The organism is Embleya sp. NPDC059213 (assembly GCF_042754445.1).
In the GTDB taxonomy this organism is placed as follows: Bacteria; Actinomycetota; Actinomycetes; order Streptomycetales; family Streptomycetaceae; genus Embleya.
On sequence record NZ_JBHZAV010000037.1, the window covers coordinates 48,480 to 68,109 of the forward strand.

General features: G+C 70.0%; 16 protein-coding genes and 1 pseudogene. 9 read left to right on the top strand and 8 right to left on the bottom strand.

Annotation, left to right across the window (positions count from 1 at the left end):
- Nucleotides 1–327: 327 nt before the first annotated feature.
- From ACFXMF_RS16520 to ACFXMF_RS16530, 3 genes are all read right to left on the bottom strand, one after another.
- A complete protein-coding gene (locus tag ACFXMF_RS16520; RefSeq protein WP_379988470.1) occupies nucleotides 328–573 on the bottom strand; it encodes a DUF397 domain-containing protein in 246 nt (81 codons plus the stop codon).
- A gap of 139 nt (nucleotides 574–712) precedes the next feature.
- A complete protein-coding gene (locus ACFXMF_RS16525; protein ID WP_360318222.1) occupies nucleotides 713–895 on the bottom strand; it encodes a DUF397 domain-containing protein in 183 nt (60 codons plus the stop codon).
- Nucleotides 892–1,710: a helix-turn-helix transcriptional regulator gene (locus ACFXMF_RS16530; RefSeq protein WP_360318219.1), complete on the bottom strand. Its 819-nt coding sequence runs from the start codon at nucleotides 1,708–1,710 to the stop codon at nucleotides 892–894. Before ACFXMF_RS16530 ends, ACFXMF_RS16525 begins: the two co-directional genes overlap by 4 nt.
- Before the next feature lie 883 nt (nucleotides 1,711–2,593).
- Between ACFXMF_RS16530 and ACFXMF_RS16535 the strand changes: the two genes are divergently transcribed.
- Nucleotides 2,594–3,370 (top strand): phosphotransferase, encoded by a 777-nt coding sequence (locus ACFXMF_RS16535; RefSeq protein WP_379988471.1) that lies wholly within the window; start codon nucleotides 2,594–2,596, stop codon nucleotides 3,368–3,370.
- A 305-nt stretch (nucleotides 3,371–3,675) separates the two neighbouring features.
- Nucleotides 3,676–4,443 (top strand): NAD(P)H-binding protein, encoded by a 768-nt coding sequence (locus ACFXMF_RS16540; RefSeq protein ID WP_360318213.1) that lies wholly within the window; start codon nucleotides 3,676–3,678, stop codon nucleotides 4,441–4,443.
- Nucleotides 4,444–4,576: 133 nt separating this feature from the next.
- Here the strand turns inward: ACFXMF_RS16540 and ACFXMF_RS16545 are convergent, their stop codons facing one another.
- Nucleotides 4,577–6,160, bottom strand: a complete 1,584-nt coding sequence (locus tag ACFXMF_RS16545; RefSeq protein WP_379988472.1) for an AMP-binding protein — start codon at nucleotides 6,158–6,160, stop codon at nucleotides 4,577–4,579.
- Between the two features lie 164 nt (nucleotides 6,161–6,324).
- On the opposite strand from ACFXMF_RS16545, the gene ACFXMF_RS16550 reads away from it, so the two are divergent.
- From ACFXMF_RS16550 to ACFXMF_RS16565, 4 genes are all read left to right on the top strand, one after another.
- The gene (locus ACFXMF_RS16550; RefSeq protein WP_379988473.1) at nucleotides 6,325–7,320 is read left to right on the top strand and encodes a Zn-ribbon domain-containing OB-fold protein; all 996 of its coding nucleotides are present in this window, start codon (nucleotides 6,325–6,327) and stop codon (nucleotides 7,318–7,320) included.
- Between the two features lie 41 nt (nucleotides 7,321–7,361).
- Entirely contained in the window at nucleotides 7,362–8,447 is a 1,086-nt protein-coding gene (locus ACFXMF_RS16555; RefSeq protein ID WP_360318205.1) for a lipid-transfer protein, read from the top strand.
- Complete coding sequence (locus ACFXMF_RS16560) at nucleotides 8,444–9,601, top strand: thiolase domain-containing protein (RefSeq protein WP_360318202.1); 1,158 nt, start codon at nucleotides 8,444–8,446, stop codon at nucleotides 9,599–9,601. Before ACFXMF_RS16555 ends, ACFXMF_RS16560 begins: the two co-directional genes overlap by 4 nt.
- Nucleotides 9,602–9,732: 131 nt before the next feature.
- The gene (locus ACFXMF_RS16565; protein WP_360318199.1) at nucleotides 9,733–10,857 is read left to right on the top strand and encodes a nitronate monooxygenase family protein; all 1,125 of its coding nucleotides are present in this window, start codon (nucleotides 9,733–9,735) and stop codon (nucleotides 10,855–10,857) included.
- Nucleotides 10,858–11,104: 247 nt separating this feature from the next.
- On the opposite strand, the gene ACFXMF_RS16570 is transcribed toward ACFXMF_RS16565, so the two are convergent.
- Nucleotides 11,105–12,235, bottom strand: coding sequence for a hypothetical protein (locus ACFXMF_RS16570; protein ID WP_379988474.1), 1,131 nt, complete (start codon nucleotides 12,233–12,235; stop codon nucleotides 11,105–11,107).
- 333 nt (nucleotides 12,236–12,568) lie between these two features.
- Between ACFXMF_RS16570 and ACFXMF_RS16575 the strand changes: the two genes are divergently transcribed.
- On the top strand, nucleotides 12,569–13,630 hold the full coding sequence (locus ACFXMF_RS16575) for a tetratricopeptide repeat protein (RefSeq protein WP_360318194.1): 1,062 nt from the start codon (nucleotides 12,569–12,571) through the stop codon (nucleotides 13,628–13,630).
- 149 nt (nucleotides 13,631–13,779) lie between these two features.
- Here the strand turns inward: ACFXMF_RS16575 and ACFXMF_RS16580 are convergent, their stop codons facing one another.
- Nucleotides 13,780–14,652: an MHYT domain-containing protein gene (locus tag ACFXMF_RS16580; RefSeq protein ID WP_360318191.1), complete on the bottom strand. Its 873-nt coding sequence runs from the start codon at nucleotides 14,650–14,652 to the stop codon at nucleotides 13,780–13,782.
- Nucleotides 14,653–14,785: 133 nt separating this feature from the next.
- Nucleotides 14,786–15,883 (bottom strand): P1 family peptidase, encoded by a 1,098-nt coding sequence (locus ACFXMF_RS16585; RefSeq protein WP_379988475.1) that lies wholly within the window; start codon nucleotides 15,881–15,883, stop codon nucleotides 14,786–14,788.
- A gap of 142 nt (nucleotides 15,884–16,025) precedes the next feature.
- Between ACFXMF_RS16585 and ACFXMF_RS16590 the strand changes: the two genes are divergently transcribed.
- Nucleotides 16,026–17,321: an MFS transporter gene (locus ACFXMF_RS16590; RefSeq protein WP_379988476.1), complete on the top strand. Its 1,296-nt coding sequence runs from the start codon at nucleotides 16,026–16,028 to the stop codon at nucleotides 17,319–17,321.
- Here the strand turns inward: ACFXMF_RS16590 and ACFXMF_RS16595 are convergent.
- Nucleotides 17,258–17,944, bottom strand: a pseudogene (locus ACFXMF_RS16595) (TetR/AcrR family transcriptional regulator); the annotation flags it as partial. The gene ACFXMF_RS16590 and the pseudogene ACFXMF_RS16595 overlap by 64 nt on opposite strands.
- A gap of 57 nt (nucleotides 17,945–18,001) precedes the next feature.
- Between ACFXMF_RS16595 and ACFXMF_RS16600 the strand changes: the two are divergent.
- Nucleotides 18,002–19,579: an MFS transporter gene (locus ACFXMF_RS16600; RefSeq protein WP_360318182.1), complete on the top strand. Its 1,578-nt coding sequence runs from the start codon at nucleotides 18,002–18,004 to the stop codon at nucleotides 19,577–19,579.
- The last annotated feature ends 51 nt before the right edge of the window (nucleotides 19,580–19,630 follow it).

The window sequence follows — 19,630 nt, forward strand, 5'->3', positions numbered from 1 at the left end:
CCGGTCGTCTCGGACGGTCGTCACCGCGCGAACGATCGATCCGATTCCTCGACGAGGCCAATGCGTGGCGAAATGTGTTCTCTCGCCGACCGCGACCGATGCACGCTGCCATCCTCGTCCCCTCGGTGCGGGGATGCTCAGGGCAGGGACAGCAGCGTGCGGGCGGCTTGCGCGAAGGGGCCGGCGTCGATGGGCCCGAAGGCGACGCGCTGCAGCAGATAGCCGTGGAGCAGCGCCATTACGATGCTCGACACCTGAGCAAGCCCGTTCAGATACCGCGCAGTTACCCGTCCCCGAGGCTCCGGGCACCGCGCGATCTCGTGCCGATCAGTTCCTGAGCCCACGCACGAGCGCGGTCCACGCGGCGGGGCCGATTTCGAGGTGGCCGCACGCTCGGTTCTTGGTGTCGCGGACTCCGGTTTTGGTCGCCAGGGGGCCGCTTCGACGCACCCGTTGTTGTCGATGCTGTAGCTGGCAGTTCGCCACGGTGCGGCGTCGATGCCGGTCATATCCGTGTCCTCCCGGGATGTTGCGCACAGGCGACTTTGTGGGACTGCCACCAGCTCCACGCATACCTTTTACGCCTCCGGGCCGTTGCCCCCTGCCCGCAGCATGCCCGCTTGTTGCACCATGGTTGTGCCCCACATGGGCGCTCTGGACGCACCGCCCGAGTTTCCGGGCCGAGGCTCCGAGGTTCGCGATCTTCCGTCGGTCAGTTCTTGAGCCCACGCACGAGCGCGGTCCACGCGTTGGGGCCGATTTCGAGGTGGCCGCGGGCTCGTTCTTTGGTGTCGCGCACAGCGGTCGTGGTAGGCAGAGGCGCCACCTCGACACATGCCTCCTGTGCCTGAGAGCCGGTGGCCTTGCGCCATGAGTGTTGGTCGATAGAAGTCATAGTGATTCCACTCTCTGAAGGATCATCTGTTCCGAGACATCTTCCGAAGCCGCAGTGTCCCGGTAGAGCGCGAGATCACGCCGGTATCGCTTGACGACGCGTTCACCTCTTATGAGTTGGGCACCTGCTTCGTACTCCACATGTGTGACGGAGGTCGAGGGCGCGGGCAGGTCCAGAATCGTGACCGCCCCCAGGAACGGCAGCGAGCGCGCGTCGTATGGCACGATTCGTAGGCTCACGTTCGTCAACTGGCCGAGTTCGAGCAGATATCGCAACTGTCGGCGCAAGGCTAGCCGACCGCAGAAGGCGTTCCACAGGGCGGCTTCCGAGAGCGTTACAGCGAGATGGGCTTGCCCGGTGCTCACGGTTTCCTGGCGCCGCAAACGCACGGCCAACAGAGCTTCGGCGTCGTCGGGGTCGGGCACGAAGGCAGACCTCATGATGGTTTCGCGGGCGTATTCCTCGGCTTGCATGATGCCGGGCACGAGGGTGGATGCAGCAACCATGCCCAAGGCTTGCGATTCGAGGTGGATCAACTCTTCGTACTGTGTGCTCAGTACGGACTCATACTGCGTCCACCATGCGTGTGGCCCGCTTGTGTCTTCGGCACCGATCATTCGCGCCAACCGCGCGAGCATCACAGGCGTCAACTGGAGTGGACCGGTAAGCGCGACCACGTGGCTCCACGCGATGGCCATGTGACCGGTTTCCAGCCTTGACTGTGACGACTTGGCCCACCCCGCCTGCGCGGCGACGGCGTCCACAGTCATGCCCCGCTCTCGGCGCAGTGCTCGCAACGTTGCGGCCGCGTCCATGACGCGCTCCATCTTCGACGCCCTTCTCAATACGCACTTTCTGATGCGACATTGCCGGAACAAGTGTTGCGTGTCAATGTGATCGCACGGCCACGGAAGGTGACTTCGTCTCTGTTCCTCGCATCTGCTCGTGCTCCGGACGGAGGGCCGACCGTGTGACTGAGCTCTGTCGACTACATGACCGGTGAAAGACGTTCCCACTTCCCCAAAGGCGAGGAGCCGGAGGCTGTTTGGGACTTCAGGTGGGTGTCGAATCCTGCGCGATGCGCCCTTCGGCTGCGAGGGGCGTGTCAGGCAGGTGGTGTTGCGCCTGGCTCGTCGGTGTCGAGACCGTGGTTTCGGAAGGTGTTCCAGCGTCCGTCTACGTGCCGCCGCTCAAGGCGGGACCTACAAACCTTGCGCCTCGTGAGCGCGATTCATAGCCGGCGAGGCAAGTACGCGGGCGGCTGGGGACTTTGCCGCCCTCTTCAAGCGACAGCAGCCGGGCGTCTCGATTCCAGGCGTGAGCCCGGCCGCTGTCTCCATCGATCCACCGTGAGGCAGTGATGGAGATTCAAGAATATCGATCCGACGGCCGGCCGTGGCTGGTTGTGGGTTCTCGGGTGCGGCATGTGGACGGGCATGCCGAGTTGCCGGAGGGGACCGTGGTTGCGTTGCCGGCGGCGTCCGAGCGGGTTGCCGTTGTGCAGCCGCGTGAGGGCGGCCGGTCGCCGTATCTGTGTCCGATCGGGCATCTTGAGGTGCTTGATCTGGAGAGCGAATTGAGCGGCTGCGTCCGGGAGTTGATGCGGGTCGATGCGCTCGGGCGGGACGTGGGCACGGTTCGGTTGCCCATGGCGGGTGTCCCGGCTCGGGGTGCGGCGGAGTCCGTGCGGAGGGCGTCGTGAGTCGGCGTTATGCGTGGTGTGAACTCCCGGTACGCGTACGTGAGTTCGTCGGCAAGGCAGTTGGGGGCGTCAAGTCGGTCGAGCCCGTCGTCGGGCCGCACACCAGTTCCTTCGCGGCGACCGTCACGACCCCGACCGGACTCGTGTTCGTCAAAGCCGCCGAAGAAGCCACCGCGCCGTTGTCCGCTCGGGCGCAGACCAGTGAGATCGCCGCGAGCGCCGTCACCGGTGTCCTGTCGCCGCGCCTGTTGCAGCACGGGGCGGTCGACGGGTGGCGCTTCCTCGTGTTCGAGCACGTTGCGGGGCGGCCGGTGCGGATGTGCCTCGACTCGCCCGACCTGGCCCAGGTCGTCGGGGCCATGGACCGCATCGGGCGGATCCGACCCGGCCGCAGCGCCGGCCTGCCCACCCTCGTCGGCCGGCTCCGGGAACACCTCCCGCCCGCCCGGAGCGGCCCGCTGTGCGGCAATCGCCTCCTGCACACCGACCTGACCTCGGCCAACATGATCATCCGACCCGACGGCCGACTCTCCGTCCTGGACTGGGGCCAGGTGGCCCTCGGCCCACGCTGGGTGGAGGTCGGCCACCTCGGTGCGGTCCTCCACCACGAAGGCCACAACCTCGGCGAGATCCGTCGCTGGATGTGGCGATTCCCGGAGTGGCGCCGCACCCCACAAGCCGCCCGCCGCACCCTCGCGGACGCGATGATCGGCCACACATCGGGCCGCGACACCTGGTGGATCAGCCTGATCGACACACCCATCGCCGGCTGACCCCCGACCCACTCACCGCCACCGGCGGGCGGAGGCCACGACCGTATCGGCCCCCGCCCGCTCGGGGCACGCTCGAATCCCAGGTGTTGTGCACAGCCTGTGGACAACTTCCCGTGGGAGTTGACGCCTCTCTCCGGATCCCACCGCCGCCGGACCCGCCGTCGTGCACACCCTGTGGACACCCGGCCATGTCTCCCACCGCCCGTCACACTTTTTTCGGCTCGTCCGTCAGGGAAGCAGGAGCCCGGCGAGGGCCCCGGCCGAGACCGGAAACCGAAACCCCGGTCCGAACAACGGGAGCAGTCATGACGAAGTCGATCCTGGTCACCGGCGGTACCGGCACCCTCGGCCGCCTGGTCGTCCCGCTGCTGCGCGACGCGGGTCACAGCGTCCGGGTGCTCAGCCGCAGCGGCGGCGCGGCCGAGGAAGGCGTCGAGTACGTGACCGCCGACCTGGTCGAGAACAAGGGCGTCGAAGCCGCCGTCGCCGGCATCCACACCGTGCTGCACCTGGCCGGCGGCCCCAAGGGCGACGACGAGGCCGCCCGCAACCTGGTCCGGGCCGCCAGGGCGGCCGACGTACGACACCTCGTCTACATCTCGGTGATCGGCGCCGACCGCGTTCCGCTCGGCTACTTCAAGGCCAAGTTCGCCGCCGAGCAGGCCGTGGCCGAGTCGGGCCTGCCCTGGACCACCCTGCGCGCCGCCCAGTTCCACGACCTGATGCTGACCGCCGTGGACAAGATGACCAGGCTGCCGGTCGTCCCGGTACCGGGCGGGGTTCGGCTCCAGCCGGTCGACGTGCGCGAAGTGGCCGCGCGGATGGTGGAGTTGACCCTCGGGGACCCGGCCGGCCTGGTGGCGGACCTGGCCGGGCCGAAGGTGTACGGGATGCGCGAACTGAGCCGGACCTACCTCCAGGCGCGCGGCCGGCGGCGGCCGATGATGCCGGTGCGCTTCCCGGGAAAGGCCGGCCGGGCCTACCGCGCCGGCGAGAACCTGACCCTGCAAGGCGCCACCGTCGGCACCCGGACCTGGGAGGACTTCCTCGCCGAGCGCGTAACCGCGAAGTAGCCCGTGACCGGGCCCACCACCCGAACCCGCCCCCGAACGGGGCCTTCCGCACCGACCCGCACCGACCCGCGCGACCTACAAAACCCACGCGACCCACGCGACCGGCCCGGAAGGCCCCACCCCCCGCCCCGCCTCAGTGCACCTGCCGCTCACCCTCCGCCCAATACCGCGCCCGCAACGTCTTCTTGTCCGGCTTGCCCAGCGGCGACAGCGGAATCGAGTCGGCGAAGTCGACCGACTTCGGCGCCTGCACCGCGCCCTTGCGCTCCTTCACCAGCGCGATCAGCTCGGCCGGATCCACCTCGTGCCCCGGCCGCAGCACCACGACCGCCTTGACCGCCTCGCCCCACTTCTCGTCCGGCACCCCGACCACCGCGACCGCGGCCACCGCCGGGTGGGCCGAGATGACGTCCTCCACCTCGCGCGGGAAGACGTTGAAGCCGCCGGTGATGATCATGTCCTTCTTGCGGTCCACGATCGTCAGGAACCCGTCCGGGTCCGCCCGGGCGATGTCGCCGGTGTGCAACCACCCGCCACGCAGCGCCTCTTCGGTCTGTTCCGGCTTGTTCAGGTAGCCGGCCATCACCAACGGGCCGCGCACGCAGATCTCGCCCGGCTCGCCCTGGGCCACCTCGTTCAGCTCCTCGTCGAGCAGCTTCACCGTCAGGAACGGCACCGGCCGACCGCACGAGGCGAGTCGCGCCGGGTCGTTCGGGTCGTGCTCGTCCCGGCGCATGACGGTGATCGTCATCGGGCATTCGGCCTGACCGTAGTACTGGAAGAAGATCGGCCCCAGCCGCTCGATGCCCTCCTTCAGCCGCGCCGGCGACATCGCGGAGGCGCCGTAGAACACGGTCTCCAGGCTGGACAGGTCGTGCTTGTCCAGGTCCGGGTGATCCAGCAGCACGTACAACATCGTCGGCACCAGCATCGTCGCGGTGATCCGATACTTCTCGATCGCCGCGAGCACCTGCTTGGGGTCGAAGTGCGGCAACACCACGATCGAACCACCGCGCAACAGCGTCGGGATGAACGCCGACATGCCCGCGTGCGACAGCGGCGTCGCGACCAGGAAGCGCACCTCGTCCGGCCAGTCCCACTCGGCGAGTTGCACGGTCGGCAGGGTCACCCCGGAGCGGTAGGTGGACATCACGCCCTTGGGTCGCCCGGTGGTGCCGCCGGTGTACGCGTAGCCCGAGACGTCCTCGGCGTTCACCTCCGGCGGCGTGAGCACCCCCGGCTCGAACTTCGCGGCCAGCGCGAGCAGGTCCACGCCCAGGTCGTCCGACGCCGGCCCGAAGGCCAACAACTTCAGGTGCGGCAGCCGCTCCTTGAGCGCCGCCGCCCGCTCGCCGTACGGCCCCGGGTCGTAGATCAGCGCCTCGACGCCGGCGTCGGCCAGTACGTACGCGTGATCCTCCAGCGAGCCCATCGGGTGCAGCGGTGTCGCGCGACAGCCGGTCAACATGTTGCAGCCGGTCGCGAACAACACCTCGGGTCGGTTCGCCGACAACACCGAGACCATGGTGCCCTTGACCACACCCAGCGACGCGTACGCCTGCTGGTATCGGCTGATCTCGTCGCGCACCTGACCGGCCGTCAATACCCGGTCGCCGATGTACATCGCGGGTTTGTCGGCGTGCCTGGTCAGGGCGTGCAGGAGCAGATCGGGGACGAAGACCGGGCGGTGCAGCGCGGCGGGCAGGTCGTACGACATCTGCGGCTTCCCCTCGGAGGTGGCGGATGGTGGTGGACCGCGGCGGATGCCGAAGGCATCGCCATACGACCCAAACGACAACATGTTTTCGCCATCCATTGACCTCGTCAAGGAACCTTACCTATCGTTCGGCCGGTGGCCGACCTCGTTCCCAGGCCGAGAGGATGACCGTGTCGACACAGACCGTCAGTACTATCCAGTTCCCTTACAAGCGCACACTCGGACCGGTCATGGGTCGCTTCTTCTCGGAGCTGACCGCCCGTCGGATCGTCGGGATCCGGTCCGGTGAGCGGGTGATCGTGCCGCCCATGGAGTACGACCCGGAGACCGGGAACGAGCTCGCGCACGACTTCGTCGAGGTGGGCCCGGCCGGCACCGTCCGGTCCTGGACCTGGGTCGCCGAACCCATCGAATCGCACCCGCTGGACCGCCCGTTCGCCTTCGTGCTGGTGCGGTTGGACGGTGCGGACACCGACCTGGTGCACGTGCTGGACGCCGGCAGCGAGGACGCGGTGAGCACCGGCATGCGGGTCGCCCCGCGCTGGCGCGACGAGCCGGTCGGCCGGATCGACGACATCGTCTGCTTCGTCCCCGGTGAGCACGCCGAGAGCCCCGAGGGGGAGCCCGGCGAGGCGCAGGACGTGACGACGATGGAGTACTTCTCCAAGATCACCTACACCGACGTGCTCTCGCCCACGCTGGTCCGCTACGCGAGCAACCTGCGGGCCGGCCGACTGACCGGGCAGCGTTGTCCGAAGTGCAACCGGGTCTTCCTGGGCCGGGGTTACTGCTCGGTGGACGCCATCCTGCTCGGACCCGAGCTGGACGAGGTGTTGCCCGACCGCGGCGTGGTGTCCAACTACACGATCATCACGCCCACGCCCTATCCCGGACAGAAGGAAACCGAGCCGTTCGCGCGGGCCTCCGTCGTGCTCGAAGGCGACGAGATGGTGATCGCGCAGCAGCAGATCCTGGACATCCCGGTGTCCGAGATCAGGGTCGGCATGCGGGTCCGGGCGGAATGGATGCCCGAGGCCGAGCGGGACGCGGCGGAGATCACCAGCAAGGGCTGGGGCACGGTCTCCGGCTTCGTCAAGGGCTGGCGGCCCACCGGTGAGCCGGACGAGCCCGCCGAGCAGTACATGAACCGGGTGTTCTGATGACGGCGCGTCGAAACGCGGGCGAGACAAGGGAGACGGCAGTGCGGCAGGACAGCGACATCGCGATCGTCGCGACCGCGCAGCTCCCGGCGGTGCGCCGGCAGGAGCTCACCGAGACCGAGATGTTGTTGATGGTCGTGGACGAGGCCCTGGGCAAGGTCGGGCTCAAGCGCTCCGACATCGGCTTCAGTTGCCAGGGGTCGTGCGACTACATCTCCGGCGGCACGTTCTCCTTCGTGCCCAACCTGGACGCGATGGGCGCGTGGCCGCCGATCCACGAGTCGCACGTCGAGATGGACGGCGCGTGGGCGATGTACGAGGCGTGGGTGCGCCTCAAGCACGGCGACATCGACATCGCGGTCGCGATGGGTTCGGGCAAGTCCTCCACCGGCGACCCGGCCGCGATCTACCCGCAGGAACTCGACCCGTACTACCTCGCGCCGCTCGGTCTGGACCCGGTCTCGCTGGCCGCGCTCCAGGCCCGGCAGTTGATCGAGTCGGGCAAGACCACCGAACGCGAACTCGCCGAGATCGCCGCCCGCTCGCGTCGCGACGCGGCCGGCAACCCCAAGCAGCAGGTGCGCGGCGCCGAGCAGGACGTGGACAAGTTGCTCGCCGAGGGCTACCTGCGCAATCCGCTGCGCAAGAGCGACCTGCCGCCGATCTCGGACGGTGCGTGCGCGGTGGTGCTGGTGCGCGGCCCGCGCGCCGCCGAACTGACCGAGCGCCCGGCCTGGATCACCGGCCTGGACCACCGCAGCGAGGTGCACAACCCGGCGCTGCGCGACCTGACCGACTCGTCCTCGACCCGGATCGCCGGGCAGCGGGCGGGCGGCGTGGCCGGCGTCGAGGTGGCCGAGCTGATGGCGCCGTTCACCGCCCAGGAGGTGATCCTGCGTCAGTCGCTGGGCCTGGCCGAGGACGTGGTGATCAACCCCTCCGGCGGCGCGCTCACCGGCAACCCGCTGATGGCCACCGGCCTGGTGCGGATCGCCGCCGCAGCCGACCAGATCCTGATCAACGGGCGCTCGCGCACGCTCGGGCACGCCACATCCGGCCCGGCACTCCAGCAGAACCTCGTCTGTGTCCTGGAAGGCGACTCCGCCGCGAAAGGTGACAACCGATGACCCATGAGCGCGTTGCCGTCGTCGGCATCGGCCAGACCAAGCACAAGAAGCGGCGGGACGACCTGTCGATCGCGGGCCTGGTCCGCGAGGCCGCCCAGCGCGCGTTGGACGACGCGCGGATGACCTGGAGCGACATCGACGCGGTGGTGATCGGGAAGGCGCCCGACATCTTCGAGGGCGTGATGAAGCCCGAGCTCTACCTCGCGGACGCGCTCGGCGGGGCGGGCAAGCCGGTGTTCCGCGTGCACACCGCGGGCAGTGTGGGCGGATCCACCGCGATCGTCGCCTCGCACCTTGTCAGCAGCCGGGTGCACAAGCGGGTGTTGGCCGTCGCGTGGGAGAAGCAGTCCGAGGGCAACGCGCAATTCGGGCTCGGCGGCGGCAAATCCGGGTCGATCGGCGCGGGTGGCGCGTTCGCGCCGTGGATTCGGGCGTACATCCAAAAGTCCGGGGCGCCCGAGCACATCGGCTGGCAGGTGGCCGTCAAGGACCGGCAGAACGCGCTGCGCAACCAGTACGCGCACCTCCAGCTCAAGGACATCTCGATCGACAAGGTCCGCGAGTCGCCGATGATGTGGGACCCGCTGCACTTCCTGGAGTCGTGCCCGTCCTCGGACGGCGCCGGCGCGATCGTGCTGACCGACGAGGCCGGCGGCGACGCGGCGGCGGCCGACGGCCGGGCCCCGGCCTGGATCCTGGGCACCTCGATGCGCTCCGAGCCGTCGTCCTTCAACGGCCGCGACCCGATCCGCCCGCAGGCCGGCGTGGACTGCGCGTGGGACGTGTACAAGCAGGCCGGAATCACCGACCCGCGGCGGCAGATCGACGTGGCCGAGCTGTACGTGCCCTTCTCCTGGTACGAGCCGATGTGGCTGGAGGGCCACGACATCGCGCCCGTGGGCGAGGGCTGGAAGATGGTCGACCGCGGCGAGACGGCGTTCGACGGCGACTTCCCGGTGAACCCGTCGGGCGGTGTGTTGTCCTCCAACCCGATCGGCGCCTCCGGCATGTTGCGGTTCCTGGAGGCGGCGCTCCAGGTGCGGGGCGCGGCCGGGGAGCATCAGGTGGACGGGGCCAAGGTCGCGCTGGCGCAGGCGTACGGCGCGGCGGCGCAGTACTTCGCGATGTGGGCGGTGGGGTCGGACAAGCCGTAGCCGCCCGGTTCGGCGCGCGTGCGCCCGCTGCTGCGGCGCTCGCGCGAAAAATGGTAAGGCTCCTTGACCTTGATTTGGTCAAGGAGCCTTCCTAGTCTGGGGCCTTCACCCGGTGACCGGAGGTTCTGGCGATGAAGCCCCCCATCTGCGTGAAGCTCGGGATCGACTTCCCGATCTTCGCGTTCTCCCACTGCCGCGACGTGGTCGCGGCGGTCAGTCGAGCCGGCGGCTTCGGCGTGCTCGGTGCGCTCGCGTTCGATCCCGAGCAGTTGGAGGTCGAACTGGCCTGGCTCGACGAGCACACCGACGGCAAGCCGTACGGCGTCGACCTGGCGATCCCGATGGCGTACATCGGCAAGGGCGGTGGCGAGGCCGCGCTGCCGAGCAACCTGGAGAAGCTGATCCCGGAGCAGCACTGGAAGTTCGTCGACGAACTCCTGGAGCGCCACGGGATCCCGCCGCTGCCCGCCGAGTTGGCGGACAAGCCGGTCAAGGCCGCCGGGCTGAACGTGGACCTGGAGTCGCGCGCGCAGATCGAGGTGTCGCTCAAGCACCCGCTGGTCAAGATGTTCGTCAACGCGCTCGGCCCGCCGCCGGCCGACATCATCGACGCGTGCCACGCGGCCGGTGTCCTGGTCGGCGCGTTGTGCGGCAGCCCGCGGCATGCGCAGAAGCAGGTCGAGGCGGGCGTGGACGTGGTGGTCGCGCAGGGCACCGAGGCCGGTGGGCACTGCGGCGAGATCTCCACGATGGTGCTCATCCCGCAGGTCGTGGACACGGTGGGCCCGGACGTCCCGGTACTCGCGGCCGGCGGCATCGGCGGCGGCCGGCAGATGGCCGCGGCGCTCGCGCTCGGCGCCCAGGGGGTGTGGACCGGCAGCCTGTGGCTGACCGTCGCCGAGGCGGACACCCACGAGGTGTCGGTGCAGAACCTGCTGGAGGCCAAGTCCACCGACACCGTGCGCTCGCGGGCGATGACCGGCAAGCCGGCCCGTCAGCTCAAGTCCGGGTGGACCGACGCGTGGGAGGACCCGGCCAACCCCGACCCGCTGCCGATGCCGCTCCAGGGCATCATCTTCAACGCGGCGTCCCGACGGTTCACCCGAACCAGGAACAAGGAGCTCAACGGCTGGCCGGTGGGCCAGGTCGTGGGCATGCTCGACAAGGTGCGGCCGACCCAGGAGGTCGTCCTGTCCCTGGTCGAGGAGTGGATCGAGACCACGGAGCGGCTGAACGCGTTCCTGGCCGAGGACTGAGCCCACCGGATCGCATCCGGCGCAGACCCACGCGGGCCGACACCCGCGCGGGCGCGGACCTGCCGGGCCGGGCGCGCGGGAGGACTCGCGTGCACGGCCCGGCGGTCGGCGGGTCACGGGAGTGAGTGACACCGGTCCCGCGCCTATGGGTATCGCGAACTGTCCCGGTACTTCCGCAACTTATGAGTTTTTGGAATGTCGGCGACGGATATCCGCTAAAATTCGCCGGCTTCACCCGATGTGACCCCTACGGGGCGACCGAATCCCACCCGGTGAAGCCCGACGGGTCGTGCCGGCCGAACGTGCCGTGCTCGAAGATGCCCACCCCTTCGGCGAGCAACACGCCGTCGGGGCCGGTGAGTCGGGCGGTCGCCACATGGTCGATCACGCTGAACGGGATGCGCTTGGCCACCTCGGGGTCCTTTTGTTCGTACACCGCGCCGTCGAGGTAGTCCGCGCCCTTCCACTGACCGTGGCCCCAGTCCGGGTCGCCGCCGTAACCCGCACCCACGTTGAGCGCGATGTAGCCGTGGTTGTCCAGGTGCAGCGTCAACGCGTTGCGCTTGCGGTCGGTCAGATGGATCGCGGCGCCCTCCGGCAGCCGGGTGCCGGACGTGTAGCGCACGTCGAACTCCGGCCAGCCGAGTTGCTCGGGCGCCCTGCCGTCGGCGATCGGGAAGATCCGGATCGCCTCGGTCAGGAAGCGGTGCCCCTCGGCCGACTCCTGGGCGATGATCATCAGCGCCTGGTCGCCGAGGTGGATGGGGATCCAGTTCCACCAGAATCCGGCGGTCTGCGCGGGCCGCCCGGCCGGCGGCGCCTCGCCCGACGGACGAATGCCCCAGGAGCGGTCGCGCGAGCCGGACCAGGTCTGCGGGGTGACCGCGATCTCCTCGCCGTCCAGGGTCACCGTGCCGGTCCAGTCGCCGATCTGCACGAAGCGCGACGCGTCCAGGAGCGGCTTGAAGTCGCTGCGCTGCACGTGTCGAGGTTCCGGCAGCGGCGCGAACGGCGACGTGAAGGTGAGGTCGAGCGAGATGCCCTGCTCCGGTGCGTCGCACACCACGCGCACGCTGGCCAGCGGCTCCAACACCTCGATCCGGTACGGGCCGACCTCCTGCTTGAGCCGATCCGGGCCGAGCGCGCCCGACATCCGCACCGCGTGCTGGCGGCCGTCCTTGCGGATCACCACGTACGCGTCGATCACGCCCAGGTTCGGATAGACGCCGAGGCCGGTCGCGATCTGGACGCCGCCCGCACGGTCGTAGGCGTGCATGATGCAGCGGTCGTAGAAGTTCCGGTCGGTCGAGCCGACCTCGCTGTGGAACAACGGGACCTGGTGGACCGGGTATTCGTCCAGGGGTACGGGGATCGGCATCGGTTCCTCCTGACCACGCGCCGGCGACCCGCCGACGCGTAGGCGCTGGTTGAGACGTCGTGCGAGTCTGCGCCAAATCATTGACGCAATCAAGCGTCTCGACGGGCCGTCGGCGGGTCGGTCGCACCGGCCCGTGCCCCTCGGGCGTGCCGTCCATGCGGCTCAATCAGCCACCCGGTTGGCCGCTCCGACTTCCGTGCGGTTGCCACGCTCCGTGATAAGCGGGTTACTGAAGGTGTCCATGTGAAGGGATGCACCGCCGGACCACGCCGCTTTCCACCCATCGAAGGAACGGCGGTCGGGGCGGAAGTCCGCGACGCGTCGGGAGAGACCATGAGTCACCAGCAAGACCTCGTCATCTGCCGCGAACTCGGCGACCGCAATGGCGAGGGTCGGGCGTTGAACAACCTCGGTACCGCACTCCAGCAGGTGCGGCGCTTCGACGAGGCGATCGATGCTCATCAGGAGGATCTCGCCCTGTGCCGCGAGCAGGCCGACCACCACGGCGAAGGTCAGGCGCTGGGCAACCTCGGTACCGCGCTCCAGCAGGTGCGGCGCTTCGACGAGGCGATCGAGGCCCATCGGCAGGCCGCCGCGCTGTTCGCGGACCTGGACGACCACCACCGCGAGGCCCAGGTCCTCAACAACCTCGGCACCGCGCTCCAGGAACTGCGCCGGTTCGAGGAGGCGATCGACGCCCATCGCCAGGCCGCCGCCCTGTTCGCGGACCTGGACGACCACCACCGCGAGGCCCAGGCGCTGAACAACCTCGGCATCGCCCTCCAGGAGGTGCGCCGATTCGTCGAGGCGATCGAGGTGCACCGGCAGGCCGCCGCGCTGTTCGCGGACCTCGACGATCACCACCGCGAGGGCCAGGCCCTCAACAACTTCGGCGTCGCCCTTCGGGAGATGCGCCGATTCGTCGAGGCGATCGAGGTCCACCAGCAGGCCGCCGCCCTGTTCACCGAACTCGACGACCCGCACCGCCAGGGCCAGGCGCTGGACTACCTCGGCGCCGCACTCCACCAGGTGCGCCGGTTCGACGAGGCGGCCGCCGCGCTCGAACACGCCGCCGCCCTGTTCGCCAAGTTCGGCGACCAGCCCCGCGAGGGCCAGGCCCTCAACAGCCTCGGGGCCGCACTCCAGCAGGTGCGCCGGTTCGACGAGGCCGCCGTCGCACACGAGCAGGCCGCGACCCTGTTCGGCAAACTCGGCGACCACGACCGCGAGGGCCAGGCCCGGGACAACCTCGGCACCGCCCGAAAGCGGGCACGCGGAGACGAGGAACCGCGACCGGGCCTGCGCCGACGGCTCGCGGACAGGCGCCGAGAGCGGCGCGAACGCCCCTTCGACGCGGTCGCCGCCCTGGGCCCGGTCCTCGAACCGACCCAATAACGAGCACGGCACGGCCCGGCGGGAGCGGGCGGCGCGGCACCGCGGGCCGGTCGCTCCGCGCCGGGTCGTTCCCGTGTCGCTCCGCCGCTCTGCGCCGGTACGGGGCCGTCGTGCGGAGTGCGCCGGAATTCGGAATTCGAAATTCCGGATCAGCGACCCGAGTGGAAGTAATCGCGCGGGTCGTTTTCCGTGCGGCGGTGCGAGGGGCGCGTGCCGACCCGGTCGGTCGGCGTCGCGCCGATCCGGTTGTCCTCCAACCGGGCCAACCTGGCGTTGAGTTCGTCCTCTTCCTTGATCTCGTCGGCGGACGGCGACAGCGCGACGATGAACAGCGTGATCACCGTGAAAAGGCTGATGCCGGTGATCAACGGCGCGAGGAATTGGGACGCCTCCACCCCGTGCACCATCCCGTGCCGACCCTCGGTGCGCACGCTCATCGCGGACATTCCCGTGTAGTGCATTCCGCTGACCGCCAGGCCCATGATCAACGCGGCGCCCCCGGTCGCCGCGAATCCGCTCACATTGAGCGCGGCCCACAGCGCCGCGGTGGCCGCGACCACCGCGATCAGGATCGACAGGCCGACTCGGAACGAGTCGTATTCGACCGAGCCGTCCAGGCTCATCGCGGCCATGCCCATGTAGTGCATGATCGCCACGCCGCCGCCGGTGATGATCCCGCCGAGCACCAGCCCCACGGCGCCCGCCTTGCGCCGACCCGCGACCGCCATGCCGATGCCGACCACTACCACCGCGAGCACCAGCGAGGTCAACGTCTTGGCCACGTCGTATCGAATCGGGGTCTCGCGCACCGAGAATCCGAGCATGCCGATGAAATGCATGACCCAGATTCCGGTACCACCGATCGAGGTCGCGCCCAGTACCAACCAACGGGCGCGCACCCAACCGCTTACCGCCCGCGCCCGTGTCGTGCAGAGCAGCCCGAGAGCCGATCCGACGCAGGACATGAGGTAGGCGATACCGGGAGTGACGGCTCCGTATGCAAAATGATCAACGTGTCCCATGTCGGCGAACCGCTCCGTTGCTTCGGGCCCCTTCTGAAGCGGGGAAACCTCATCGTCGAATCGCCGATGATAGGGCAGTCCGGTTGGCGTCTCTCGGGCGGGTTTCCCTATTCGTGAACAGCGATCAAGATCGTTACCGCCCGTATGCGGAGCTGGAATTCGGATAAAGATCTCGGTAGGCCGGGACTTCACCGCCGCCCTTTGCGGTCAACACGCCGTGCAGTACCGCCCGGGCGAATACGTCGGCCGCCGCCGCGTGGATCATGGTCAGTGCGGCGGCCTCCGCGTTCACCCCGTAGGGCGTGTCCGGATCGGTCGCGGGCAGCGGCACCCGGGCCGTGGACACGGCGAAGACGGTGTCGCCGTCGTAGAGCGTGTGCACCGGCCGGATCGCCCGGGCCAGCCCGTCGTGTGCGACGCCGGCCACCTTCTGCGCCTGTGACCTGGTCAGCACCGCGTCGGTGGCCACGATCCCGATCGTGGTGTTGAGCGTGGGCGGCGCCTGGGCGGCGGCCGCGGCGCGGTGCAACGCGGCGGCGTGCTCGGCGTGTTCGGGCGCGGCGAGCGGGAACTCGGCGGGCAGGCCGAGGCCGGCCGCGTAGGGCAGGCCGCCGATCGGGTCCACCGCGGACCCGGCCGCGTTGACCACCGCGAGCGCCGCGACGGTGACCCCGCCGGGCAGGACCACGCTCGCCGTGCCCACCCCGCCGCGTAGTCCGCCGACCATCGCACCGGTGCCCGCGCCCACGCTGCCCTGCGCCACCACCGCGTGCTCCGGCTCGGCGTCGGCGGCCGCGATCGCCGCCCGGCCCAGCGCCGCGTCGGGACGCCGCGCCCAGTCGCCGCCGCGCCCGAGGTCGAACAACGCCGCGGCCGGCACCACCGGCACCACCTGGTGCGGCTCCGTGCCCACCGGGAACCCCCGCCCCCGCTCGGCCAGCCACGCCACCACCCCGCTTGCCGCGTCCAAGCCGAACGCGCTGCCCCCGCCGAGCACGATCGCCTCGATCCGGGGCACCAGGTTGCGCGGGTCGAGCGCGTCCAACTCGCGGGTGCCCGGTGCGCCGCCACGCACGTCCACGCCGGCCACGAAGCCGCCGACCGGCCCGAGCAGCACGGTGGTTCCGGTCATCGCACCGGCATCGGTGTAGGCGGCGTGCCCGACCCGCAGGCCGGCCACGTCGGTGATCGCGTTGCGGGGCCCGGCCGTGCATTCCTCGACATCGAACATGTCTCTCCCCAGAGTGGTGGAACGTGTTGCGGTGGTCCTGTTCCCATGCTGCTCCATGGCGCATGTCTCGAAGTGCGAGATTCTCGTCTCATTCCCTGAGAAAGCTTGTATGGTGCACAGATATTGACGTGGAGGTGGCGCGATGGGGGAGAGCCGGCGCTGGCTGATGCTGGCCATCGGGATGTGCGCACAGTTGGCGAGTTGCGTGTTCCTGTACGGCCTCGCCTATCTCGTTCCGGTGTTGCGCGTGGACGAGGGCATGTCGCTCGCGCAGGCCGGCACCGTCGTGGCCTGTCCGACCTTCGGTCTGCTGCTGACCCTGGTGTTGTGGGGCGCGGCGGCGGATCGCTGGGGCGAGCGGCGGGTGATGGCCACCGGCCTGGCGCTGGCCGGCACGGCGATCGCGGTGGCCCTGGCCGGCGACGGCGCGGTGTGGCTGGGGGGTTGGCTCGCGGTGGCGGGCGCGTGCTCGGCGGCGGTGAACGCGGCCAGCGGGCGGGTCGTGCTGGGCTGGTTCGCGCCCGAGCAGCGCGGACTGGCCATGGGCATCCGGCAGATGGCGCAACCGCTGGGCATGGTGGCCGGCGCGTTGGTGCTGCCGCCGATCGGCACCCAGGCGGGCTTCCGGGCCGCGTTGGTCTTCCCGGCCGTGTTGTGTGTGGTGGGCGCGGCGTTGGTCGCGGTGCTCGTCCGCGATCCGGCCCGACCCGCGTCGGTGGCCGGCTCGGCGCGAACCGCCTCGCCGTACGACTCGCCCGTGCTGTACCGAATACACGCGGCCAGCGCGCTGCTGGTGGTGTCCCAGTTCGTCGTGGTGTCCTTCGCCGCGGACTATCTGGTGTCCGAGCACGGCTGGACCGCGACCGCGGCCGGCCGGCTGCTCGCGGCCGTGCAACTGGTGGCGGCCGGCTCCCGGATCGCGGTCGGCCGCTGGTCGGACCTGGTCGGCTCCCGGCTGCGGCCGATGCGCACGCTGTGCGTGGTCAACGCCGTGGTGGTCGGCGCGCTCGCGCTGACCTCGACGATCGGCGGCCCGCCGGCGATCGTCTTCCTGCTGCTCGCCTCGGTGGCCACGGTGAGTTGGAACGGACTGGCCTTCACCGCGGTCGCCGAACTCGCGGGCAGCGCGTGGGCGGGACGGGTGATGGGCATCCAGAACACCGGCCAGAACCTGACCGCCGCCGCCGGGCCGCCGGTGTTCGGCGCGCTCATCGGCGGCCCGGGCGGCTATCCCGTCGCGTACACCATCTGTGCGGTGATCCCGATCCTGGCCGGGTTCCTGACGCCGAGTCAGGACTCCCGGTCGGTGTACGCGATCATGCCGAGCAACAACACGTCGATGCCGAACGCGAAGCGCTCGTCGCCGTCGCCCGAGGTGAGCGCGTCGCCGAGCGAGGTCAACGTGGGGAAGCGGGCGGCGGGCAAGGACGCGAAGTAGTCGTGCAGGGCGGTGTAATAGGCCCCGCGCTCCTCGTCGGTCGCCCCGTGCATGGTGTTCTGGCCGCCCATTTCCAGGCCGGACATCACCGTGTACATGGACAGCAGGTCGGCCGCGAACGCGCTCACCTTCGGGGAGAGTCCACCCGCGCGCAGGATCGCCAGCAGCCGCTCGCTGGAGTCCAGCGAGTTCGGCCCGATCGGCACCGCGCCGATCAACGCCCGACCCAGATCGCGGTGTGCGGCGTAGACGTCGCGGATCGCGAACATCGCCTCGCGTAGTTGCTCGCGCCAGCGATCGGGATCCGCGAGCGGAATCCGCACCTCTCCGTTGACCCGGTCCACCACCAGCTCCACGAGCTCTTCCTTGTTCGCGACGTACGCGTACAGGGAGGCCGCGCCGGTGTCGAAGCGCTGGGCGACCCGGCGCATGCTCAGCGCGTCCATGCCCTCCGCGTCGATGATCTCCAGCGCGGCGGTGACGATCGCCTCCTGGGTCAGCGTCGGCTTGCGCGGCGACCGACTCCTGGGCGACGTGCGCCACGGCGGCACGGGCACTTCGGCAACCTCGGGAACCTCGGACACGGCGCCACCTCCTCGACCAACCCTCGCCGATCGCGTCACTCGGCTTTACGAACACTGTACTTGACGCGAACAGTGTTCGTAGCTAAAACAGTGTTCGTGGATGAAACGCCGTTCGATGTGCGAACGGTGTTCGAGCAGCAGGGGGAGACGATGGAAACCGACACCAGCAAGGCGGTGCCGATCGAGGCCGAGCCGGGGGAGCGCCGGCCGGCCTACCCGCTCCGGTGGATCGGCCTCGCCGTGGTCATGGGCGCCGACATCATGGACCTGCTCGACGCGACCATCGTCAACGTGTCGGGCCCCGGCATCAGGGACGCCCTGGGCGGCTCCTCGACCCACCTCCAGTGGTTCTCGGCCGCGTACACCCTGGCGTTCGCGATGTTCCTGATCACCGGCGCCCGACTGGGCGACATCCTCGGCCGGCGACGGATGTTCCTGGGCGGGGTGCTCGCCTTCACCCTCACCTCGGCGCTGTGCGGCCTGGCGCAGTCACCGGAGATGCTGATCGGCGCCCGCGGCCTGCAGGGGCTCGCCGCGGCGCTGATGGTGCCGCAGGCGTTCGGGCTGATCCGGGAGATGTTCGACGAGCGCGAGGTGGGCGCGGCGTTCGCGGTGTTCGGGCCGGCGATGGGCCTGGCCGCGGTGCTCGGGCCGATCCTGGGCGGGGTGGTGATGGACGCCGACCTGTTCGGTCTGGGCTGGCGCGCGGTGTTCCTGGTGAACGTGCCACTGGGGCTGTTCGCCTTCTTCGCCGGCGCCGCGGTGGTGCCCCGACCCACCCCGGAGGCGGCCGGTGCGCGCCGGCCGGGCCTGGACGTCGTGGGCATGATCCTGGTCACCGCGGCGATGGTGCTGCTCGTCTATCCGCTGGTGCAGGGGCGCGAACAGGGCTGGCCCGGCTGGACGTTCGCCTGCATGGCCGGCTCGCTGCCGGTGCTCGCGCTGTTCGCCTGGTACGAGGTGCGCAGCAGCCGCGCGGGCCGCGACGCACTCGTGGAGATCAGCCTGTTCCGCAACCGCGCCTACACCGGCGCCCTCGCGGTCGGCCTGATGATGTTCGGCTCGATGATCGGCCTGATGCTCGTGCTCGGCCTCTACCTCCAGGTCGGCCTCGGCTGGACCGCCACCCACGCGGCGCTCGCGCTGATCCCGTGGTCGCTCGGCTCGACCGTCGGCGCCGGGCTGGCCGGCGCGGTGCTCGCCGCCAGGTACGGCCGTCGGGTCCTGCACGCGGGCCTGCTGCTCGGCCTGCTCGGTGTGATCGGCATCGGCGGCACCATCGCGATGCACGACGGCCCGGTGAACGCCTGGGTCCTGCTGCCGGCCACGGCGCTCGCGGGCTTCGGCTTCGGTCTGTTGATGGCGCCGTTCTTCGGCATCGCGCTCGCCGGGGTGGACGACCACGAGATCGGCTCCGCCTCGGGCGTGCTCAACGCGGTCCAGCAGCTCGCGGGCGCGCTGGGGGTGGCGCTGTTCGGCACGCTGTTCTTCGGCCACGTGGAGGACCACGTGGGCGCGGCGCGCGGGGCGGACGCGGTGCGGGCGGTGTTCGACGACGGGTTCACCATCGGTCTCACCGCCAGTGCACTGGCGCTGGCCGCGGCGTGGGGGCTCGCCTTCCTGATGCCGCGGTGGGAGCGTCCGCTCGGCGCGGAGGGCGGCGCGGGCCACTGAGCCAGCGCTGCCACCGGACGCGGATCGGCGCCGGATCGGCTCGATGGAGCC